This is a genomic window from Citrobacter amalonaticus Y19 (genome assembly GCF_000981805.1).
GTDB lineage: Bacteria > Pseudomonadota > Gammaproteobacteria > Enterobacterales > Enterobacteriaceae > Citrobacter_A > Citrobacter_A amalonaticus_C.
Map to the genome: position 1 here is coordinate 3,438,513 of NZ_CP011132.1, position 19,038 is coordinate 3,457,550.

Genomic DNA, 19,038 nt, shown 5'->3' on the forward strand with positions numbered 1-19,038 from the left:
CCATATGATAGCAGCCATAATCCGGATGCCAAATTTATTGCGTCGGTTAGTATCATCACGGACTGCCAGATAAACCCTATCACTGCCACTTACCGTGTATCACAATGAGTTGATTAAACTCATAATGATACGCAAGACATCCGTTTTCCCCGGTCTGTTATCCCCTTCAACAGGTCATATTATTATCTCCATCACACTTCCCTTCTCTCGCAGCACAACTTTGCGCTTCTGGCGTAATTCTTGCCTGATTTAACGGTTGTTCAGGATCCGAATAGTCAAATCAAGGGGACGTTTATGGATGCGCGGGAAGCAACCGCTACCGGTGAGTCATGTATGCGCGTGGATGCCATTGCTAAAGTGACCGGGCGGGCTCGATATACTGATGATTACATGATGGCGGGCATGTGTTATGCCAAGTACGTTCGCAGCCCGATTGCCCATGGTTACGCCACCAGCATCAACTGTGACGAAGCGAAAAGCCTGCCCGGGGTGTTGGCCGTGTTTACCTGGGAAGATGTACCTGATATTCCATTCGCCACGGCAGGACACGCCTGGACGCTGGATGAAAACAAGCGCGACACCGCCGACCGTTTACTGTTGACCCGTCACGTACGCCATCATGGCGATGCGGTCGCGATTGTCGTGGCAAGAGACGAGTTAACCGCGGAGAAAGCGGCCCTGCTGGTGAAGGTGGAATGGGAAACACTCCCGGTGATTACCACACCAGAGGCCGCCCTGGCGCATGATGCTGTCCCCATTCATCCCGGCGGTAATCTGCTCAATTGCAGTGAAATGACCACCGGGGATGTGCAACAGGCCATTGATGCCGCAGATTATCAACTCCAGGGACATTACCAGACGCCGGTTATTCAACACTGCCATATGGAAAGCGTCACCTCATTTGCCTGGATGGAAGATGACTCACGTATTTCCATCGTCTCCAGTACGCAGATTCCGCACATTGTACGGCGGGTTGTGGGTCAGGCGCTGGATATTCCCTGGTCATGCGTGCGGGTGATCAAACCGTACGTTGGCGGCGGATTTGGCAACAAGCAGGATGTGCTGGAAGAGCCAATGGCCGCGTTCCTGACCCGTAAACTGGGCGGTATACCGGTGAAAGTCTCGCTGAGTCGCGAAGAGTGTTTTCTCGCTTCCCGTACCCGCCATGCGTTCACAATTGATGGACAGATGGGGCTCAATCGCGACGGCACGTTGAAAGGCTATCGTCTGGATGTCCTGTCAAATACCGGTGCTTACGCCTCGCACGGACACTCGATCGCCTCGGCGGGCGGCAACAAAGTGGCCTATCTCTATCCCCGTAGCGCGTATGCTTACCGTTCCACCACCTGCTATACCAATCTCCCTTCCGCTGGCGCGATGCGCGGCTACGGCGCGCCGCAGGTGATCTTTGCCGTGGAATCAATGCTGGATGACGCCGCGACGGCGCTGGGACTCGACCCGGTCGAGGTTCGGTTGCGTAATGCGGCCTGCGAAGGCGATAAGAACCCAATTACCGGCAAACGCATCTACAGCGCGGGACTCCCGGAGTGTCTGCAAAAAGGTCGCGCACTGTTTGAATGGGACGCCCGTCGTGCTGAATGTCAGCACCAGCAGGGCAATATCCGCCGGGGTGTCGGCGTCGCCTGCTTTAGCTACACCTCCAACACCTGGCCGGTTGGTGTGGAGATCGCCGGTGCCCGTCTGCTTATGAATCAGGATGGCACGATCAACGTTCAGAGCGGCGCCACGGAAATCGGTCAGGGGGCGGATACGGTCTTCTCGCAGATGGTGGCGGAAACCCTCGGCGTACCGGTCAGCGATGTACACGTTATTTCGACCCAGGATACCGATATTACCCCGTTCGACCCCGGCGCATTTGCCTCTCGCCAAAGCTATGTCGCCGCACCGGCGCTGCGCAAAGCAGCAATACAACTGCGCGATAAGATCCTTCATCACGCGGCCGACATGCTGCATCAGTCCGTCATGAGCCTGACGCTGACGGCAGGTAGCATCGTCCTTATCGATCGCCCGGACTCTCCATTGCTGTCATTAAAAGAGCTGGCGATGGATGCCTTTTATCACCCGGAACGCGGCGGCCAGCTGTCAGCAGAATGCTCCGTGAAAACCACCACCAATCCACCGGCGTTTGGCTGCACGTTTGTCGATCTGAGCGTTGATATCGCGCTGTGCAAGGTCACAGTCAACCGCATCCTCAATGTCCACGATTCCGGTCATATTCTGAACCCGCAACTGGCGGAAGGACAGGTGCATGGCGGGATGGGGATGGGCATTGGCTGGTCGCTGTTTGAAGAGATGATCATCGATGCGGAAAGTGGCCTGGTGCGAAACCCGAATCTCCTCGATTACAAAATGCCAACCATGCCCGACCTGCCGCAACTGGAAAGCGCATTCGTTGAAACCCAGGAGCCACAATCAGCGTATGGGCATAAATCCCTCGGCGAGCCGCCTATCATCCCGGTTGCTGCAGCCATTCGTAACGCAGTGAAAATGGCCACAGGCGTTGCGATTGATACGCTGCCCCTGACGCCAAAACGGTTGTATGCGGAGTTTCACCAGGCTGGCTTGATTTGAGGATAAGACCATGTTTGACTTTGCTTCTTACCATCGCGCGTCAGGCATTGCCGAGGCTATCAGCCTGCTGGCGCGCTATCCACAGGCGAAACTGCTCGCCGGTGGAACCGACGTTCTGATCCAACTTCATCATCATAATGCGGGTTACCGTCATATCGTCGACATCCATAATCTGCCCGAACTGCGGGGTATTACGCTGACAAAGGAGAAGGGGTTGCGCATCGGTTCCGCCACCACCTTTAGCGAGATTATCGAGAATCCCATCACGCAACGATATCTGCCTGCCCTGTGCGCCGCTGCCGCCTCTATTGCCGGACCGCAAATCCGCAATGTCGCCACCTACGGCGGAAATATCTGCAATGGCGCAACCAGCGCAGACTCGGCAACGCCAACGCTAATTTATGACGCCACACTTGAGATTTACTCGCCGAAGGGGGTGCGTTTCACCAGCATCAACGGCTTTCACACCGGTCCCGGAAAAGTCGCTCTTGAGCAAAATGAAATCCTTGTCGCCTTTCATTTCCCCCCGCAGCCCAGAGCCCATACCGGCAGCGCACATTTTAAATATGCCATGCGCGATGCGATGGACATTTCGACCATTGGCTGTGCGGCACGATGCCAACTGGATAACGGCGGTGTTAACGAACTTCGCCTGGCGTTCGGCGTTGCGGCGCCCACGCCAGTCCGCTGTCAGCATGCGGAGAACGCGGCAAAAAATGCGCCATTGACCCTGCAAACGCTGGACGCGATCGCTGAATCCGTTCTGCAAGACGTCTCCCCGCGCTCTTCCTGGCGGGCCAGTAAGGAATTTCGTCTGCATCTCATCCAGACGATGACCCGGAAAGTGGTTACTGAAGCCGTTGTCGCGGCGGGAGGAAAGCTGCAATGAATGACACTAACCGAATTACGCTGGAATGCGTCGTTAATGGTCACCCTTTTCAGCTCAGCATTCAGGCGGGAATGCCGCTTTCTGAACTCCTGCGCGAACAAGGGTTGCTGAGCGTTAAACAGGGATGCTGTGTCGGTGAATGCGGTGCCTGTACGGTTCTGGTTGACGGTACAGCCATTGACAGTTGCCTGTATCTTGCCGCGTGGGCAGCAGGAAAAGAGATCCGCACACTGGAAGGCGAATCGGCTGGTGGCCAACTCTCGCAAGTCCAGATGGCTTATGCCAGATCCGGTGCCGTGCAGTGCGGTTTTTGCACACCGGGTTTGATTATGGCGACCACCGCGATGCTGGCAAAGCCGCGGGAACAGCCGTTAACCATTCTGGAGATCCGTCGCGGACTTGCGGGAAATCTGTGTCGTTGCACCGGTTATCAGATGATTGTCGATACCGTACAGCGCTGTACTGAGCCGGAATAATTAACGCCCCTCCCTTCAGGTTGCCTCCGGGGAGGTGGCATTCGCCCGCTTGCCCCCCTGATGCAACCTGAACGCGTTGGCGTGTTGAGTTAAACGCTCATCAGTTCGTACTTTTTGATCTTGCGATAAAGCGTCGCAATCCCGATACCTAGCTCATCCGCCACCTGTTTTTTATTGGAGTGGCGGGATAGCGCTTCGCGGATCATCTGCTTTTCCATCTCTTCCAGCGCGGTTCCACCAGTGTCATCAGACAACAACTGCGCCATATGAGCCACCACACCAACCGGTTCTGGCGCTTTACCGTTGTTGATCAGATTTGGCGGTAAGAGCGTACTGTCGATCACCTCACCCGAAGGAACCACGTTGACCAGATACTCCATCAGGTTGCTTAATTCGCGCAGGTTACCTGGCCATTGATGGTGTCTGAGCAGGGTCACAACATCCGGTGCAATACCCGGGTAAACCAACCCTAAGCGGCGAGTATGCAGATGCAGAAAATAGTGCACCAGCAGTTCAATATCGTCCTGTCGCTCACGTAGCGGCGGCAGGGTCAAAGGGATAACGTTCAATCGATAGAACAGATCTTCGCGGAATTTACCTTCGGCGATGAACTGCCCGAGGTTTTGATTGGTGGCTGAAATAATGCGGATATCGACCTGAACCGGACTGCTCGCCCCCAGCGGCAACACCTCTCTCGCTTCAATAGCCCTGAGTAGTTTAGCCTGTAACATCAATGGCATATCGCCAATTTCATCGAGAAAAAGCGTTCCACTGTTCGCCGCCTGAATCAGGCCGGTTTTACCATTGGCGGAAGCGCCGGTGAATGCGCCTTTGACATAGCCAAACAGTTCGCTCTCCAGCAACTGTTCCGGTATCGCCGCGCAGTTAATGGCGATAAACGGTTTATTGCGTCGTTCACTCAGTTTGTGAATGGCGCGCGCGACCACCTCTTTCCCGGTGCCGCTTTCCCCCACAATCATGATGCTGGAGGGACTGGGCGCAATACGACTAATCAGTCGCTTAAGCTGGCGCATGACCCGGCATTCACCAACCAGTTGCTCAATATGCGGCTCATCGGTGGCAATCGACACAGAGGAACTGGTATGCGACTGATGGAAGGCCATCAGGAATAACTGCCGCCCTGCAACATGATGCAACTGACCAATAATCAGTTCACTTTTATCATCCCAGGAGACAATATGTTGCATATGCCCGTGGGTGAAATTACTTTCAAACGTTAATGGCCGGAACCTGACCGACTTTCCCATCATATTATTCTGCACCGCGCCGAGAATTTTTAACGCGGTTTGATTCGCGAATTGTACGCGGTTATCTTCATCAATGACTAACACACCTTGATCCATATTCTCGATCATTGTCGAAAATATTTTACTGATGTTGTCACTCCCACTCTGATCTTCAAGAAGCTTTGAAACAAAAATGGTGGATATATGGCGAACATAATCTGAAAATTCGCGCAGGTTGTCATTGATATGCTCCTGCTGTTCATGCGTTACGGCAATCAAACTGATCACGCCGACACAGCGGTCCTGCATAATGACCGGCGTTCCCAGAAACGCTTTCTCACGACAGTTCTCCTTGCTATCGCAATCTTCGCACAGCGGATCAAAGCGGGAATGCGTCACAACTTTTTCTTTTTTACTTTCCAGTACATAGCGCAACAATCTGGAGTTGCCGCTCAATGGGCGTCCGAGGTATTTACCGTAAGCGCCGGTTCCCGCGACACGGCAGAGGTTGTCATCAACGATCTCAACTTCGAGTTGCAAAACGCTGGCAAGCATTCTGGCGAAACGCTGAATTGTAGGTTGAATCTGCATCAAAACGGACTGCGTTGTTGCAAGCACCATAGTCTTACCTTCCGGAATCACTTAAATGATTGATCATTGAAGACATTGATGGTTCGTAGAATATAAGGATACTAACTCAGACAAAATTTGCTTTGATAAAAACACAGGCTCTTTATCATTTTATAATGAAAATATGCAAGAGAAATCACATTTCCATATCAATATGAGAATCAACGGGGGGAGTTTATCAAACTGGCGGTATTTACTCCCCTCTCTGGTATTATTCCGCCCGTAAATTCATTGACAGATTGCGATATTTATTAAGCCAAACGTTTTCGTATTTTCATAACGAATTACAAATAGCTTTATTCTGTGATCAGGACCACATATTGCCGGATTAATTCCCGTTTATCCGCCGCCGGATTCACTTTGGCACACTTATTGTTAGTCCCTAGTATATCGGTAATGCCGCTTGTCATTACCGCGGATAAGCCACCTTGCCGTCATTCCACTACCAGGATCTTACAATGAAAACTGTTAATGAGCTGATAAAGGATATCAATTCGCTGACCTCACACCTTCACGAGAAGGATTTTTTGCTTACATGGGAGCAGACGCCGGATGAACTGAAACAAGTCCTGGACGTCGCTGCCGCACTGAAAATGCTGCGTGCCGAAAACATCACCACCAAAGTCTTCAATAGTGGATTAGGAATTTCCGTCTTCCGCGATAACTCCACCCGTACCCGTTTCTCCTATGCCTCCGCCCTTAACCTGCTCGGCCTGGCTCAGCAGGATCTGGACGAAGGGAAATCACAGATCGCGCACGGCGAGACCGTCCGCGAAACGGCCAACATGATCTCCTTCTGCGCCGATGCCATTGGTATTCGCGACGACATGTATCTTGGTGCGGGCAATGCCTATATGCGTGAAGTCGGCGCCGCGCTTGATGACGGCTACAAACAGGGCGTACTCCCGCAGCGTCCGGCGTTAGTTAACCTGCAATGCGATATCGACCACCCGACGCAGGCGATGGCGGATCTGGCCTGGCTGCGTGAACACTTCGGCTCTCTGGAAAACCTCAAAGGTAAAAAAATCGCCATGACCTGGGCTTACTCACCCAGTTACGGCAAACCCCTCTCCGTGCCACAGGGCATTATCGGTCTGATGACCCGCTTCGGTATGGACGTCACCCTCGCGCATCCGGAAGGTTATGACCTGATCCCTGACGTGATTGAAGTGGCGAAAAACAACGCGAACGCGTCCGGCGGCAGTTTCCGTCAGGTCACCAGTATGGAAGAAGCCTTCAAAGACGCCGACATCGTCTATCCGAAGTCATGGGCGCCTTACAAAGTGATGGAAGAGCGTACTGAACTTCTGCGGGCCAATGACCACGCGGCCCTGAAAGAGCTGGAAAGACAGTGCCTTGAGCAAAATGCGAAGCATAAAAACTGGCACTGCACTGAAGAAATGATGCAACTCACCCGCGACGGCGAAGCGCTGTATATGCACTGCCTGCCTGCGGATATCAGCGGCGTCTCCTGCAAAGAGGGCGAGGTCACCGACGCCGTATTCGAAAAATACCGCATCGCGACTTACAAAGAAGCCAGTTGGAAGCCCTACATCATCGCCGCGATGATCCTCTCGCGCAAATATCCGAAGCCAGGCGTGCTGCTGGAACAACTGTTGAAAGAAGCGCAACCACGCGTGAAATAACCCCCTGAGCCGACCTGCCGGTCGGCTCTCCTTTCCGGAGGCCAAAAGGATAGGATATGTCCGTTTTCTCATTGAAGATCGATATTGCCGATAACCGCTTTTACAACGGTGAAACGTCGCCCCTTTTTTCGCAAAAGCAGGCCAAAGCCGCTCGCCAGTTCCATCAAAAGATCGACGGCTACCATCCAACGCCGCTCTGCGCGCTGGATGACCTTGCCTGCCTGTTTGGCGTGAAGAAAATCCTCGTCAAAGATGAATCAAAACGCTTTGGACTGAACGCGTTCAAGATGCTCGGCGGGGCCTGGGCCATCGCCTGCCTGCTGTGTGAGAAATATCATCTTGATATTGAGACGCTCTCTTTCGAACAGCTCAAAAACGCCATCGGCGAAAAAATGACGTTTGCCACCACCACCGACGGCAACCACGGTCGCGGTATCGCTTGGGCGGCACAACAGCTCGGACAAAATGCGGTGATTTACATGCCGAAAGGCTCTGCGCAAGAGCGCGTGGACGCCATTCTCAACCTCGGTGCAGAGTGTATCGTCACCGACATGAACTATGACGATACCGTTCGTCTGACCATGCAGCACGCCCAACAAAATGGCTGGGAAGTGGTGCAGGACACCGCCTGGGAAGGCTACACCAAAATTCCCACCTGGATTATGCAGGGATACGCGACGCTGGCCGATGAAGCCGTTGAGCAAATGCGCGCCATGGACGTCACGCCGACCCACGTGCTGTTACAGGCTGGCGTTGGCGCAATGGCGGGCGGCGTGTTGGGCTATCTGGTGGACGTCTATGGCCCGCAAAATCTGCACAGCATCATCGTCGAACCGGACAAAGCGGACTGCATTTATCGTTCCGGCGTGAAAGGCGACATCGTCAACGTCGGTGGGGATATGGCAACCATCATGGCCGGTCTGGCCTGTGGTGAACCCAATCCGCTCGGCTGGGAAATTCTGCGCAACTGCGCCACACAGTTTATCTCCTGTCAGGACAGCGTTGCCGCGCTGGGCATGCGCGTACTGGGCAATCCTTTTGGCAACGACCCGCGCGTGATCTCCGGAGAGTCCGGAGCCGTGGGGTTAGGCGTTCTGGCGGCCGTCCATCATCACCCACAGCGTCAGGCCTTAATGGACAAACTGGCGTTAGATAAAGACGCCGTTGTGCTGGTCATCAGTACCGAAGGCGACACCGATATGAAGCACTACCGCGAAGTGGTCTGGGAAGGCAAACATCCGGTCGCACTGTAATTACCCCCTATTGGACAACGCTCCCCAGGAGATTCGGGAGCGAACACTGGAGAAAAGTCATGGCTAAGCACATTCCCTTTAAACTGATCCTTGAAAAAGCAAACGACTACAAAGAGGACATGACGCGTTTCCTGCGCGACATGGTCGCCATTCCCAGCGAGAGTTGCGATGAAAAACGTGTCATCCATCGTATCAAGCAGGAAATGGAGAAAGTCGGTTTTGATAAAGTCGAGATCGACCCGATGGGCAACATTCTGGGGTACATCGGCCATGGTCCGCGCCTGGTGGCGATGGACGCGCATATCGATACGGTTGGTATTGGCAACATCAAGAACTGGAATTTCGATCCCTACGAAGGGATGGAGACCGACGAACTGATCGGCGGACGCGGCACGTCTGACCAGGAAGGCGGCATGGCGTCCATGGTTTACGCCGGGAAGATCATAAAAGATCTCGGTCTGGAAGATGAGTACACGCTGCTGGTCACCGGTACGGTACAGGAAGAGGACTGCGACGGCCTGTGCTGGCAGTACATCATCGAGCAATCCGGTATCCGCCCGGAATTCGTCGTCAGCACCGAACCAACCGATTGTCAGGTCTACCGTGGACAGCGCGGACGCATGGAAATACGCATTGATGTGCAGGGGATCAGTTGCCACGGTTCCGCCCCGGAACGCGGTGATAACGCCATCTTCAAAATGGGCCCCATCCTCAACGAGTTACAGGAATTGTCACAGAATCTGGCCTGGGACGACTTCCTCGGCAAAGGAACCTTAACCGTTTCCGAAATCTTCTTCACGTCACCCAGCCGCTGCGCCGTGGCGGACAGTTGCGCCGTCTCCATCGACCGTCGTCTGACCTGGGGCGAAACCTGGGAAGGTGCGCTGGAAGAGATTCGCGCCCTGCCGGCGGTGAAAGCAGCCAATGCGGTGGTCTCGATGTACAACTATGACCGCCCCTCCTGGACCGGACTGGTTTACCCCACCGAATGCTACTTCCCGACCTGGAAGGTGGAAGAAGATCACTTCACCGTCAAGGCGCTGGTCAATGCCTATGAAGGACTGTTCGGCAAAGCGCCGGTGGTCGACAAGTGGACCTTCTCCACGAACGGCGTATCGATTATGGGACGTCACGGTATCCCGGTGATCGGTTTTGGTCCGGGTAAAGAACCCGAAGCCCACGCGCCAAACGAAAAAACCTGGAAATCGCATCTGGTGACCTGCGCTGCGATGTACGCGGCCATTCCACTGTCCTGGCTGGCAACGAAATAACAATCCCTCTGCCTCCCCCGGCTTACCGGGGGATTTCTGGAGTGTGCTATGCACGTATTGATTAAAAATGGCCTCGTCGTTAACGCCGACGGACAGGCAAGACAGGACTTACTGATTGAGAACGGTATTGTTCGCCAACTAGATGCGGAGATCGCACCGCCTCCCTCTTGTGAAGTGATTGACGCAGCGGGATGTTACGTTTTTCCCGGCGGCGTGGATGTGCATACACATTTCAATATCGACACAGGCCTCGCCCGTAGCTGTGATGATTTTTTTACCGGCACCCGCGCGGCGGCGTGTGGCGGTACAACAACCATTATCGATCATATGGGATTTGGTCCGACAGGCTGCCACTTGCGCCACCAACTGGAGGTTTACCAGGGGTATGCCGCACATAAAGCGGCGATCGACTACAGTTTCCACGGTGTCATTCAGCACGTCAATCACGCCATCCTCGATGAGATCCCGATGATGGTGGAAGAAGGCATCAGCAGCTTCAAGCTCTATCTAACCTACCAGTACAAACTCAACGATGATGAAACCTTGCAGGCGCTGCGCCGTCTGCACAAGTCCGGCGCGCTAACCACCGTCCACCCGGAAAACGATGCCGCTATCGCCAGTAAACGGGCCGAATTCATTGCCGCTGGCTTAACCTCGCCGCGCTATCACGCCCTGAGCAGACCGCTGGAATGTGAAGCCGAGGCCATCGCCCGGATGATTAACCTTGCGCAGCTTGCAGGTAACGCGCCGTTGTATATCGTTCACCTGTCCAACGGTCTGGGGCTGGACTATTTACGCCTGGCGAAAGCAAATCATCAGTCCGTGTGGATAGAGACCTGTCCGCAGTATCTGCTGCTGGATGAACGCCGTTATGACGCCAAAGACGGCCTGAACTTCATTCTCAGTCCGCCGTTACGCAATGTTCGTGAGCAGGACAAACTCTGGTGCGGCATCAGCGACGGAGCCATCGACGTGGTGGCAACCGACCACTGCACCTTCTCAACAGCACAACGCCTGCAGATCTCAGGCGGTGATTTTAGCCGCTGTCCGAATGGTTTGCCCGGCGTGGAAAACCGCCTGCAACTGCTCTTTTCTGAAGGCGTCATGAGCGGACGAATTACCCCTGAACGTTTTGTCGCGTTGACCAGTGCGATGCCCGCCAGACTGTTCGGTCTGTGGCCGCAAAAGGGGCGACTGGCACCAGGCGCTGATGGCGACGTAGTCATTATCGATCCCCGCCAGAGCCAGGAAATCCATCATGCCCGCCTGCACGATAACGCTGACTATTCGCCCTGGGAGGGTTTCCGCTGTCAGGGAACGATTGTCAGAACGCTGTCGCGTGGCGAAACCGTCTTCAGCGATGGCGTCTTTACAGGGAAAGCAGGCCGGGGCCGCTTTTTACGACGTAAACCGTTTACCCCGTCCTGCGTTTGTGAAACAGACAACTGTGTATGACAAGTGAGGAAAAATGAGGAAGAAAATTGTTCTCGCGCTGGGGGGTAACGCCCTGGGCGACGATCTGGCCGGACAGATGCAGGCCGTCAAAATCACGGCGCAGGCCATTGTGGATCTCATCGCGCAGGGTCATGAAGTTATCGTGACCCACGGTAATGGGCCGCAGGTAGGTATGATAAACCAGGCATTTGAAGCGGCGGCAAAAACAGAAGCGCACTCTCCCATGCTGCCGATGTCCGTCTGCGTGGCATTAAGCCAGGGCTATATCGGTTACGATCTGCAAAACGCGCTGCGCGAAGAATTACTCTCACGCGGGATGCACAAACCTGTCGCCACGCTGGTGACGCAGGTTGAGGTCGACGCCAACGATCCTGCGTTCCTGAATCCCACCAAACCCATCGGTTCATTCTTCACGCAGCAGGAAGCGGAACAGCTTGAGAAACAAGGTTATACGCTCAAAGAAGATGCGGGTCGCGGTTATCGTCGCGTCGTTGCTTCGCCTAAGCCAGTGGACATTATCGAAAAAGAGACCGTCAACGCGCTGGTTGAGGCCGGACAGGTGGTCATTACCGTGGGCGGAGGCGGAATCCCGGTGATTCGTGAGGGCAACCATCTGCGTGGCGCCAGCGCGGTGATCGACAAGGACTGGGCCAGCGCCCGCCTGGCAGAAATGATCGATGCGGATATGCTCATCATCCTGACGGCTGTCGAAAAAGTCGCGATTAACTTTGGCAAAGAAAATGAGCAATGGCTGGATCGTCTGTCGTTGAGTGACGCGGAACGCTTTATCAGCGAGGGGCATTTTGCCAAAGGTTCTATGCTGCCAAAAGTCGAGGCCGCGGCGTCGTTTGCCCGCTCCCGTCCCGGCCGGGAAGCCCTGATTACGGTGCTGAGTAAAGCGAAAGAAGGGATTGAAGGAAAAACCGGAACCGTAATCTGCCAGTAGTCTGGTGCGTTTGCCGGGCGCGCGTCGTTCGCCCGGCCTACCATTGACTCCCCGTAGGCCGGATAAACGCAGTGCCATCCGGCAAACCGTTCTACGCCACTTCAAGTACCTCATTCGTTGACGTCACACCCTGATGCATCAGCATCATTAGCGCTTCCAGTACACCGCCGCCTATCGCTCTTGCCTTATCGGAGACGCTGGTAAAATCGGCTGTCTCGCCACGGGGATCGATATCGCCAATCTTAAAGCCGCCCACCACCGCCAGCCCATCGCTTAACAGACCGCGCACCATACCCGACAGCGGCGCTTTGATTTCGTGCTCCCCAATCCAGGCTATCACCTCTCCCTCTTCCACCAGATCGCCTAATTTCACTCTGGCACGCATAATGCCTGCGGCAGGCGCACGGATCACCCGTCGTGCGGTATGCCCCATGATATTGCCAGGAATACCGGTATTTTCCTGCGCACAACCGGCGTAAATCACCTGTCCCAGCCAGTGTCCGCGATTCGTTTCAATCACCGCATGGCAGTCTTCACCCGCAGTAAATCCCGGCCCCAACGCAAGGGTCACGGGAGCCATCTCTTTGCGCGTGCCCAGATTCTGTTTTGCCAGGATAGCATCCACCACGCAGATGGGTTTCAGTGCGTCAATCAGCGAACCGGCGGGATCAACCAGAATGGGAATGAAGCCGCGTTCGGCTAACGCCGCCGCCTCTGCTGATGAGGTGGCCAACCGGGCCGTCACGCCTTCCACGATCATTTCACCATCAAAGACCGCCTGCGCGAACGCCACGCTGCGGCGAATGACGGTCGGTTTCTCCACTTCAAGCATGATCACTTTAAAACCAGCATGGAACAGACGCAGCGCCACGCCGCTGGCAATATCCCCCGCGCCGCGGATCACCACGCGTTGATGACCGGATGGGTGTGCGGCTCGCATCATCAGTCCGCCCGGGGCATTGTTTTTAACCTGTAGGATCTCCGCCAGCACGCTGATCGCAATTTCCTGCGGCGTTTCCGCACCAATGTTGTAACCAACAGGCGCATGCAGACGAGCAATGTGCTCCTCACCGACGCCCTTTTCCCGTAACTGACGCATGAACAACTGCACTTTTCGACGGCTCGCCAGCAGACCCAACCACGCGACGGGCTGTTCGATCAATTTATCCAGCGCTTCCCGATCCTGATTATTCGTCGCGATGAGCACAAAGTTGTCTGGACGGATCTCCAGCGCATCTACCGCTGCGGAAAAAGAATCGACATGTAACAGTTGTACCGAAGGGGGGAACGCGTCCGGATTGACGCTCTCGCGATAAACATCCGCCACGGCGATATCAAACCCTAACAGCGCCGCACTCTGCGCAATCGCCCGGTTCACATGTCCGCCACCGATTAACACCAGTCGTGGACGCAGGCCGTGGACGCTAATAAAGACCGACATCGCGCCGCCGCAATCCGAGCCGACGGCATCGGCACCGTTGCGGGCCATCCGGCCATGGAACATGCGCGGCTTTCTCTCCTGTAACGCCAGCAGCGCCTCATCGATCACCTTGCGCTCCACCATGCCCCCGCCGATAGTCCCGACGATAGACCCATCCTGATGCACCAGCATCTGTGCCGAATGGCGGGGCGTGGAACCCCGGCTATCGACAATCTGCGCCAGCGCAAAGGGGCGGTTTTGCTCTTCAAGTTTTGCAGCCTCTGTGAAAATATTCATACGAACCTCAATGGATATCCTTTCAGTAACCCGGTGTTTCCCGGCGTCGCTATCTCACAAATCTGCGCGCGATTGCAGGCGTTTCTTGGGCATTTCCCAGCCAGATAGCCTCCACATCACCGTCTGACAACGGCTGGATGAGCTCACGTTCCTCAATAGCATTCTCAGATTGAGAAAAACGATTGAGAAACCAGACTCGTCGACTGGCAGGCGGGGCATTTTTGAATGCCCCCTGTGGATGCTGAACCAGTCGGATAAGCGCCTTCAGCGTTAAGGGGGATCCCTCCGTCAGGCCAGTAATCCCGGCGAACTGCGGCCAGCGATGCACCAGCTCTGCCCCTACGCTTTTCCCCAGAAGGTGTCCACCCATAACGGCAATCACGCAGCAACTGCTTTCAGGTATGCAAGGTTCGTGCTCATCTGGCGCTTTGAGCGGCATTCCGCGGGCACCGTCTGCCTCGACGAGAACCACATCACATTCCGCTCGCCTGGCCAGCGCATCTATGGCGTCTGGCGAGAAGCCACTCGCTTTTCCCAATGGCGCTTTCCATGACTGAAAGCAGGTTATGATGGGTTGCATTAAGGTGTGATATGGCAAGCAAGCGGGTTCCCGGCAGAAAAGGGTTGGCCAGGGCGGATCAGGCAGAAACATATGCGTCGTGGTGGTGATAAATACCCGCCGACCTGATAATTGAAAGCGGCGAGCGAGCCAGAAAAGGGTACTGGTTTTCCCACCCGCGCCGACAACCGAAATAACCGTAGGCCGTTTCTGTGCACCTAAATCAAAGAATAAAGAAGCATGACCCGATATACTCATAAGCCTCTCTGAAGTGACACAACGTCTAATAGACATTATGGAATCGCTATGCCTGTGGTCGACTGTATAATTACTGCTGCTGGGTTATCATCCAGAATGGGAAAATGGAAAATGATGTTACCCTGGCATGGGGGAACAATTCTTGATGCAAGTATCAAAAACGCGCTGCAATTTTGCAACAGAGTGATATTAGTTTCCGGTTATCGCGCAACGGAGATACATAATCGCTATGCGAATCAGCCCAATATTATTATTACGTACAATCCGGATTACGCGCAGGGCTTATTTACGTCAATTAAGGTCGGCGCAGCCGCTGTGTGCAGTGAATACTGCTTCATTACCCACGGTGATATGCCAGAACTGAACCGCGATATCTTTCGTAAAATCTGGGCGTTACGCAACGAGAGCGCCATTATCCCCTGCTATCAGGGTCAGCCGGGGCATCCCATTTTACTCTCTAAAAAATGCCTCTTGCAGGCCATATCACAACCGAATGTCAGCAGCATGCGTCAGGCATTGCTGCGCGGAAAACATAATACCATTGAAATGAACGATTCCCGTATCACTCTGGATATTGATACTCCAGAGGATTTTATCAACGTGCAGAGTCGATACAAATAAATAGCAAGCCTGTAGTTAAACGATTGCGTTCAAATATTCTCCCGATTCATTTTCTCACTTATCATAATGATAAGCGCTCGCCATTTTTGAGAAAATAGAATGTGGCGATGAAATACCTTATTGCAATAACTCTCCCGGCTGATTTTCATTCTCATTTAGCGTTTGTGAAATATTTCACAAAGCAGACTAAAGATTAGAACCATCTCACAAAATTATATTTTTATGGCGCTGTTTTGGCAGAGTGGTGTGAATGTTGCTCTATCTCTCCAAACCGCCGGCTTTATCAGTCCCGGTCAACCAATAACATCTATGAACACGCGTTCCTTCCCGTTGTCTTGCAACGATCTGAAGGAAGCCGAGTAAAGCTAAGGAGAGGGTTATGGGGGATATAATGCGTCCGATTCCGTTTGAGGAACTTTTGACGCGCCTATTTGATGAATATCAGGAGCAGCGCTCGATTTTTGGTATTCCTGAGCAGCAGTTCTATTCACCGGAAAAAGGCAAATCGGTAAGCGTATTCGGTGAAACCTGTGCCACCCCCGTCGGCCCCGCCGCCGGCCCGCACACGCAACTCGCACAAAATATCATCACCTCCTGGCTGACCGGCGGTCGGTTCATTGAACTCAAAACAGTCCAAATTCTCGATCGGCTGGAGCTGGAAAAACCCTGTATCGATGCGGAAGATGAGTGCTTCAATACCGAATGGTCAACGGAATTTACCCTGCTGAAAGCATGGGATGAGTATCTTAAAGCCTGGTTCGCGCTGCATTTGCTGGAACAACTGCTGCAACCTTCCGGCGCTGATAAGTCGTTCATTTTTAATATGAGTGTCGGCTATAACCTTGACGGCATCAAACAACCACCGATGCAGCAGTTCATCGACAACATGATGGACGCGTCGGCGCATCCTAAGTTCGCGCAGTATCGGGACACGCTGCAGCAGTGGCTGCACGATGAGACGTTCCTGGCGCGCCACGGGTTGAACAAACATAGGGAACGTCTCCAGGCGCTACCGGCGCGCATTCCCGCAAAACTGGTGCAGGGCGTCACGCTGTCCACGATGCATGGTTGTCCGCCGCACGAAATAGAAGCCATCTGCCGCTATATGCTGGAAGAGAAAGGGTTAAATACCTTTGTGAAGCTGAATCCGACGCTGCTGGGTTACCCGCGCGCGCGTGAAATTCTGGACCGCTGCGGCTTTGGTTATATCGGCTTAAAAGAGGAGTCATTCGAGCACGATCTCAAACTCACCCAGGCGCTGGAGATGTTGCAGCGGCTGATGACGCTGGCAAAAGAAAAATCGCTGGGTTTTGGCGTCAAACTCACCAATACCCTCGGTACCATTAATAACAAAGGCGCGCTTCCCGGTGAAGAGATGTATATGTCCGGCCGGGCGCTGTTCCCTCTCTCTATCAACGTAGCCGCCGTGCTTTCCCGGGCGTTTGACGGCAAATTGCCCATCTCCTATTCCGGCGGCGCCAGCCAATTGACCATCCGCGATATCTTCGACACTGGCATTCGCCCGATCACAATGGCGACCGACCTGTTAAAACCCGGCGGTTACCTGCGTCTGAGCGCCTGTATGCGCGAGCTGGAATCCTCGGATGCGTGGGAGATGGCGCATGTCGATGTCGCTCGCCTGAATCGGCTGGCTGAAGAGGCCATCACAATGGCCTACACCCAGAAACACTGGAAGCCTGAAGAACGCATCGACGTGGCCGACGGCTTGCCGTTGACCGACTGCTACGTGGCGCCCTGTATTACAGCTTGCGCCATCAAACAAGATATTCCGGAGTATATTCGCCTGCTTGGCGAGCAGCGTTATGCCGACGCGCTGGAGCTGATTTATCAGCGAAATGCCCTCCCCGCGATCACTGGTCATATCTGCGATCATCAATGTCAATACAACTGTACCCGTCTGGACTACGACAGCGCGCTTAACATTCGTGAACTGAAAAAAGTGGCGCTGGAAAAAGGCTGGGAAGAGTACAAACAGCGCTGGCATAAACCCGCAGGCTCGGGGTCACGTCATCCTGTCGCGGTCATCGGCGCGGGTCCTGCCGGGCTTGCCGCCGGTTACTTTCTTGCCCGGGCCGGACATCCGGTGACGCTATTCGAGCGCGAAGCCAATGCGGGTGGCGTGGTAAAAAATATCATTCCCCAGTTCCGTATTCCGGCAGAACTCATCCAGCACGATATCGATTTTGTCGCCGATCACGGCGTGAAGTTCGAATATGGCTGTGCGCCTGATCTGACCGTACAGGGCTTAAAAGATCAGGGATTCCACTATGTTTTGGTCGCAACCGGTACGGACAAAAACAGCGGAGTAAGGCTCGATGGCGACAACCCCAACATCTGGAAATCGCTTCCTTTCCTGCGTGAGTACAACCTGGGAGCCGCATTGACGCTCGGTAAACATGTGGCGATCGTCGGCGCGGGCAACACGGCGATGGACTGTGCCCGTGCGGCACTGCGCGTGCCGGGTGTGGAAAAAGTCACCGTGGTCTACCGTCGTTCGTTGCAGGAGATGCCCGCCTGGCGTGAAGAGTATGAAGAAGCCCTGCACGATGGGGTTGAGTTCCGTTTCCTTAATAATCCGGAACGCTTTGATGCGGATGGTACGCTCACCCTGCGCGTCATGACGCTCGGGGAGGCGGATGAGAAAGGGCGTCGCCGTCCGGTTGAAACCGACGAAACGCTGACCCTGCACATCGATAGCCTGATTACCGCCATTGGTGAACAGCAGGATACGGACGCGCTGAACGCAATGGGCATACCGCTGGATAGCAAAGGCTGGCCTGCGGTGAACAGCAACGGCGAAACCCGCCTCAGCGACGTGTTCATGATTGGCGACGTCCAGCGCGGTCCATCATCCATTGTTGCCGCCATCGGCTCGGCGCGTCGGGCTACGGATACCATCCTCTGGCGGGAAAATATCCGCTCTCACCACGGCGATAAGCGCTGGAATAACGTCAGCGCCACTGAAATCTATCAGCGTAAAGGCGAGATTGCGGTCGCGACGGTCGATAAAAACGACCGTGACGCTTTTGTCGCCCAGGAAGCGGCCCGCTGCCTTGAATGTAACTATGTCTGCAGCAAATGCGTGGATGTCTGTCCGAACCGCGCCAATGTGTCGATTCCTGTTCCTGGCTTCCAGAACCGTTTCCAGACGCTGCACCTGGACGCTTACTGCAACGAATGCGGTAACTGCGCCCAATTCTGCCCGTGGCAGGGCAAGCCATATAAAGACAAAGTCACGCTCTTTAGCCTGCCGCAGGATTTCGACAACAGCAGCAACCCAGGTTTCCTGGTGGAAGACTCTCGGGTCAGGGTCCGGCTGAATAACCAAAGCTGGGTGTTAACCATCCGCAATGATGGGCAGTTCGCCAGCATCCCGCCGGAACTGGATGACATGTGCCGCATCATCAGCTATGTCCACCAGCATCACCATTACCTGTTAGGCCGCGTGGAGGTGTAA

At 54.4% G+C, this 19,038-nt stretch carries 13 protein-coding genes; 10 read left to right on the top strand and 3 right to left on the bottom strand.

Translation table 11 applies throughout. The annotated features are described in order from the left end of the window. Nucleotides 1-294 precede the first annotated feature (294 nt). Genes xdhA through xdhC form a run of 3 tightly spaced genes read left to right on the top strand, consistent with a single transcriptional unit; the run spans nt 295 to nt 3,957 of the window. Complete coding sequence (gene xdhA, locus F384_RS15820; RefSeq protein WP_046486865.1) at nt 295-2,592, top strand: xanthine dehydrogenase molybdenum-binding subunit XdhA; 2,298 nt, start codon at nt 295-297, stop codon at nt 2,590-2,592. Between the two features lie 10 nt (nt 2,593-2,602). Next, nucleotides 2,603-3,481, top strand: coding sequence for a xanthine dehydrogenase FAD-binding subunit XdhB (gene xdhB / locus F384_RS15825; RefSeq protein WP_046486868.1), 879 nt, complete (start codon nt 2,603-2,605; stop codon nt 3,479-3,481). Then, nucleotides 3,478-3,957 carry a xanthine dehydrogenase iron sulfur-binding subunit XdhC gene (gene xdhC / locus F384_RS15830; protein WP_046486872.1) on the top strand — a complete coding sequence of 160 codons (480 nt, stop codon included), beginning with the start codon at nt 3,478-3,480 and terminating at the stop codon, nt 3,955-3,957. Before xdhB ends, xdhC begins: the two co-directional genes overlap by 4 nt. A gap of 89 nt (nt 3,958-4,046) precedes the next feature. Here xdhC and F384_RS15835 read toward each other — a convergent pair whose 3' ends face one another. Continuing rightward, nucleotides 4,047-5,825 (bottom strand): sigma-54 interaction domain-containing protein, encoded by a 1,779-nt coding sequence (locus F384_RS15835; protein WP_046486875.1) that lies wholly within the window; start codon nt 5,823-5,825, stop codon nt 4,047-4,049. 467 nt (nt 5,826-6,292) lie between these two features. Here F384_RS15835 and ygeW point away from each other — a divergent pair, with 467 nt between their 5' ends. From ygeW to arcC, 5 genes are read left to right on the top strand one after another with little or no spacing between them, the layout of a single operon-like run. Next, entirely contained in the window at nt 6,293-7,480 is a 1,188-nt protein-coding gene (ygeW, locus tag F384_RS15840) for a knotted carbamoyltransferase YgeW (RefSeq protein ID WP_046486879.1), read from the top strand. Nucleotides 7,481-7,536: 56 nt separating this feature from the next. Continuing rightward, the gene (gene dpaL, locus F384_RS15845) at nt 7,537-8,733 is read left to right on the top strand and encodes a diaminopropionate ammonia-lyase (protein WP_046486882.1); all 1,197 of its coding nucleotides are present in this window, start codon (nt 7,537-7,539) and stop codon (nt 8,731-8,733) included. 59 nt (nt 8,734-8,792) lie between these two features. Then, entirely contained in the window at nt 8,793-10,004 is a 1,212-nt protein-coding gene (locus tag F384_RS15850; RefSeq protein ID WP_046486885.1) for a YgeY family selenium metabolism-linked hydrolase, read from the top strand. A gap of 48 nt (nt 10,005-10,052) precedes the next feature. Further along, on the top strand, nt 10,053-11,459 hold the full coding sequence (hydA, locus tag F384_RS15855) for a dihydropyrimidinase (protein ID WP_046486888.1): 1,407 nt from the start codon (nt 10,053-10,055) through the stop codon (nt 11,457-11,459). Nucleotides 11,460-11,472: 13 nt separating this feature from the next. Beyond that, nucleotides 11,473-12,405, top strand: a complete 933-nt coding sequence (arcC, locus tag F384_RS15860; protein WP_046486891.1) for a carbamate kinase — start codon at nt 11,473-11,475, stop codon at nt 12,403-12,405. Nucleotides 12,406-12,496: 91 nt separating this feature from the next. Here the strand turns inward: arcC and yqeB are convergent, their stop codons facing one another. Together yqeB and yqeC are read right to left on the bottom strand one after the other, a co-directional pair. Continuing rightward, on the bottom strand, nt 12,497-14,122 hold the full coding sequence (gene yqeB / locus F384_RS15865) for a selenium-dependent molybdenum cofactor biosynthesis protein YqeB (protein WP_046486894.1): 1,626 nt from the start codon (nt 14,120-14,122) through the stop codon (nt 12,497-12,499). Between the two features lie 49 nt (nt 14,123-14,171). Further along, the gene (gene yqeC, locus F384_RS15870; protein ID WP_046486897.1) at nt 14,172-14,939 is read right to left on the bottom strand and encodes a selenium cofactor biosynthesis protein YqeC; all 768 of its coding nucleotides are present in this window, start codon (nt 14,937-14,939) and stop codon (nt 14,172-14,174) included. A 48-nt stretch (nt 14,940-14,987) separates the two neighbouring features. On the opposite strand from yqeC, the gene mocA reads away from it, so the two are divergent. Next, the gene (gene mocA / locus F384_RS15875; protein ID WP_046486900.1) at nt 14,988-15,560 is read left to right on the top strand and encodes a molybdenum cofactor cytidylyltransferase; all 573 of its coding nucleotides are present in this window, start codon (nt 14,988-14,990) and stop codon (nt 15,558-15,560) included. Between the two features lie 379 nt (nt 15,561-15,939). Beyond that, the gene (ygfK, locus tag F384_RS15880) at nt 15,940-19,038 is read left to right on the top strand and encodes a putative selenate reductase subunit YgfK (RefSeq protein WP_046486903.1); all 3,099 of its coding nucleotides are present in this window, start codon (nt 15,940-15,942) and stop codon (nt 19,036-19,038) included.

Coding starts and splice junctions, on each gene's coding strand:
- arcC (WP_046486891.1), top strand. CDS start 11,473: ATGAGGAAGAAAATTGTTCTCGCGCTGGGGGGTAACGCCCTGGGCGAC.
- ygfK (WP_046486903.1), top strand. CDS start 15,940: ATGGGGGATATAATGCGTCCGATTCCGTTTGAGGAACTTTTGACGCGC.
- yqeC (WP_046486897.1), bottom strand. CDS start 14,939: ATGAGTATATCGGGTCATGCTTCTTTATTCTTTGATTTAGGTGCACAG.
- ygeW (WP_046486879.1), top strand. CDS start 6,293: ATGAAAACTGTTAATGAGCTGATAAAGGATATCAATTCGCTGACCTCA.
- xdhB (WP_046486868.1), top strand. CDS start 2,603: ATGTTTGACTTTGCTTCTTACCATCGCGCGTCAGGCATTGCCGAGGCT.
- xdhA (WP_046486865.1), top strand. CDS start 295: ATGGATGCGCGGGAAGCAACCGCTACCGGTGAGTCATGTATGCGCGTG.
- F384_RS15835 (WP_046486875.1), bottom strand. CDS start 5,825: ATGGTGCTTGCAACAACGCAGTCCGTTTTGATGCAGATTCAACCTACA.
- dpaL (WP_046486882.1), top strand. CDS start 7,537: ATGTCCGTTTTCTCATTGAAGATCGATATTGCCGATAACCGCTTTTAC.
- hydA (WP_046486888.1), top strand. CDS start 10,053: ATGCACGTATTGATTAAAAATGGCCTCGTCGTTAACGCCGACGGACAG.
- F384_RS15850 (WP_046486885.1), top strand. CDS start 8,793: ATGGCTAAGCACATTCCCTTTAAACTGATCCTTGAAAAAGCAAACGAC.
- xdhC (WP_046486872.1), top strand. CDS start 3,478: ATGAATGACACTAACCGAATTACGCTGGAATGCGTCGTTAATGGTCAC.
- mocA (WP_046486900.1), top strand. CDS start 14,988: ATGCCTGTGGTCGACTGTATAATTACTGCTGCTGGGTTATCATCCAGA.
- yqeB (WP_046486894.1), bottom strand. CDS start 14,122: ATGAATATTTTCACAGAGGCTGCAAAACTTGAAGAGCAAAACCGCCCC.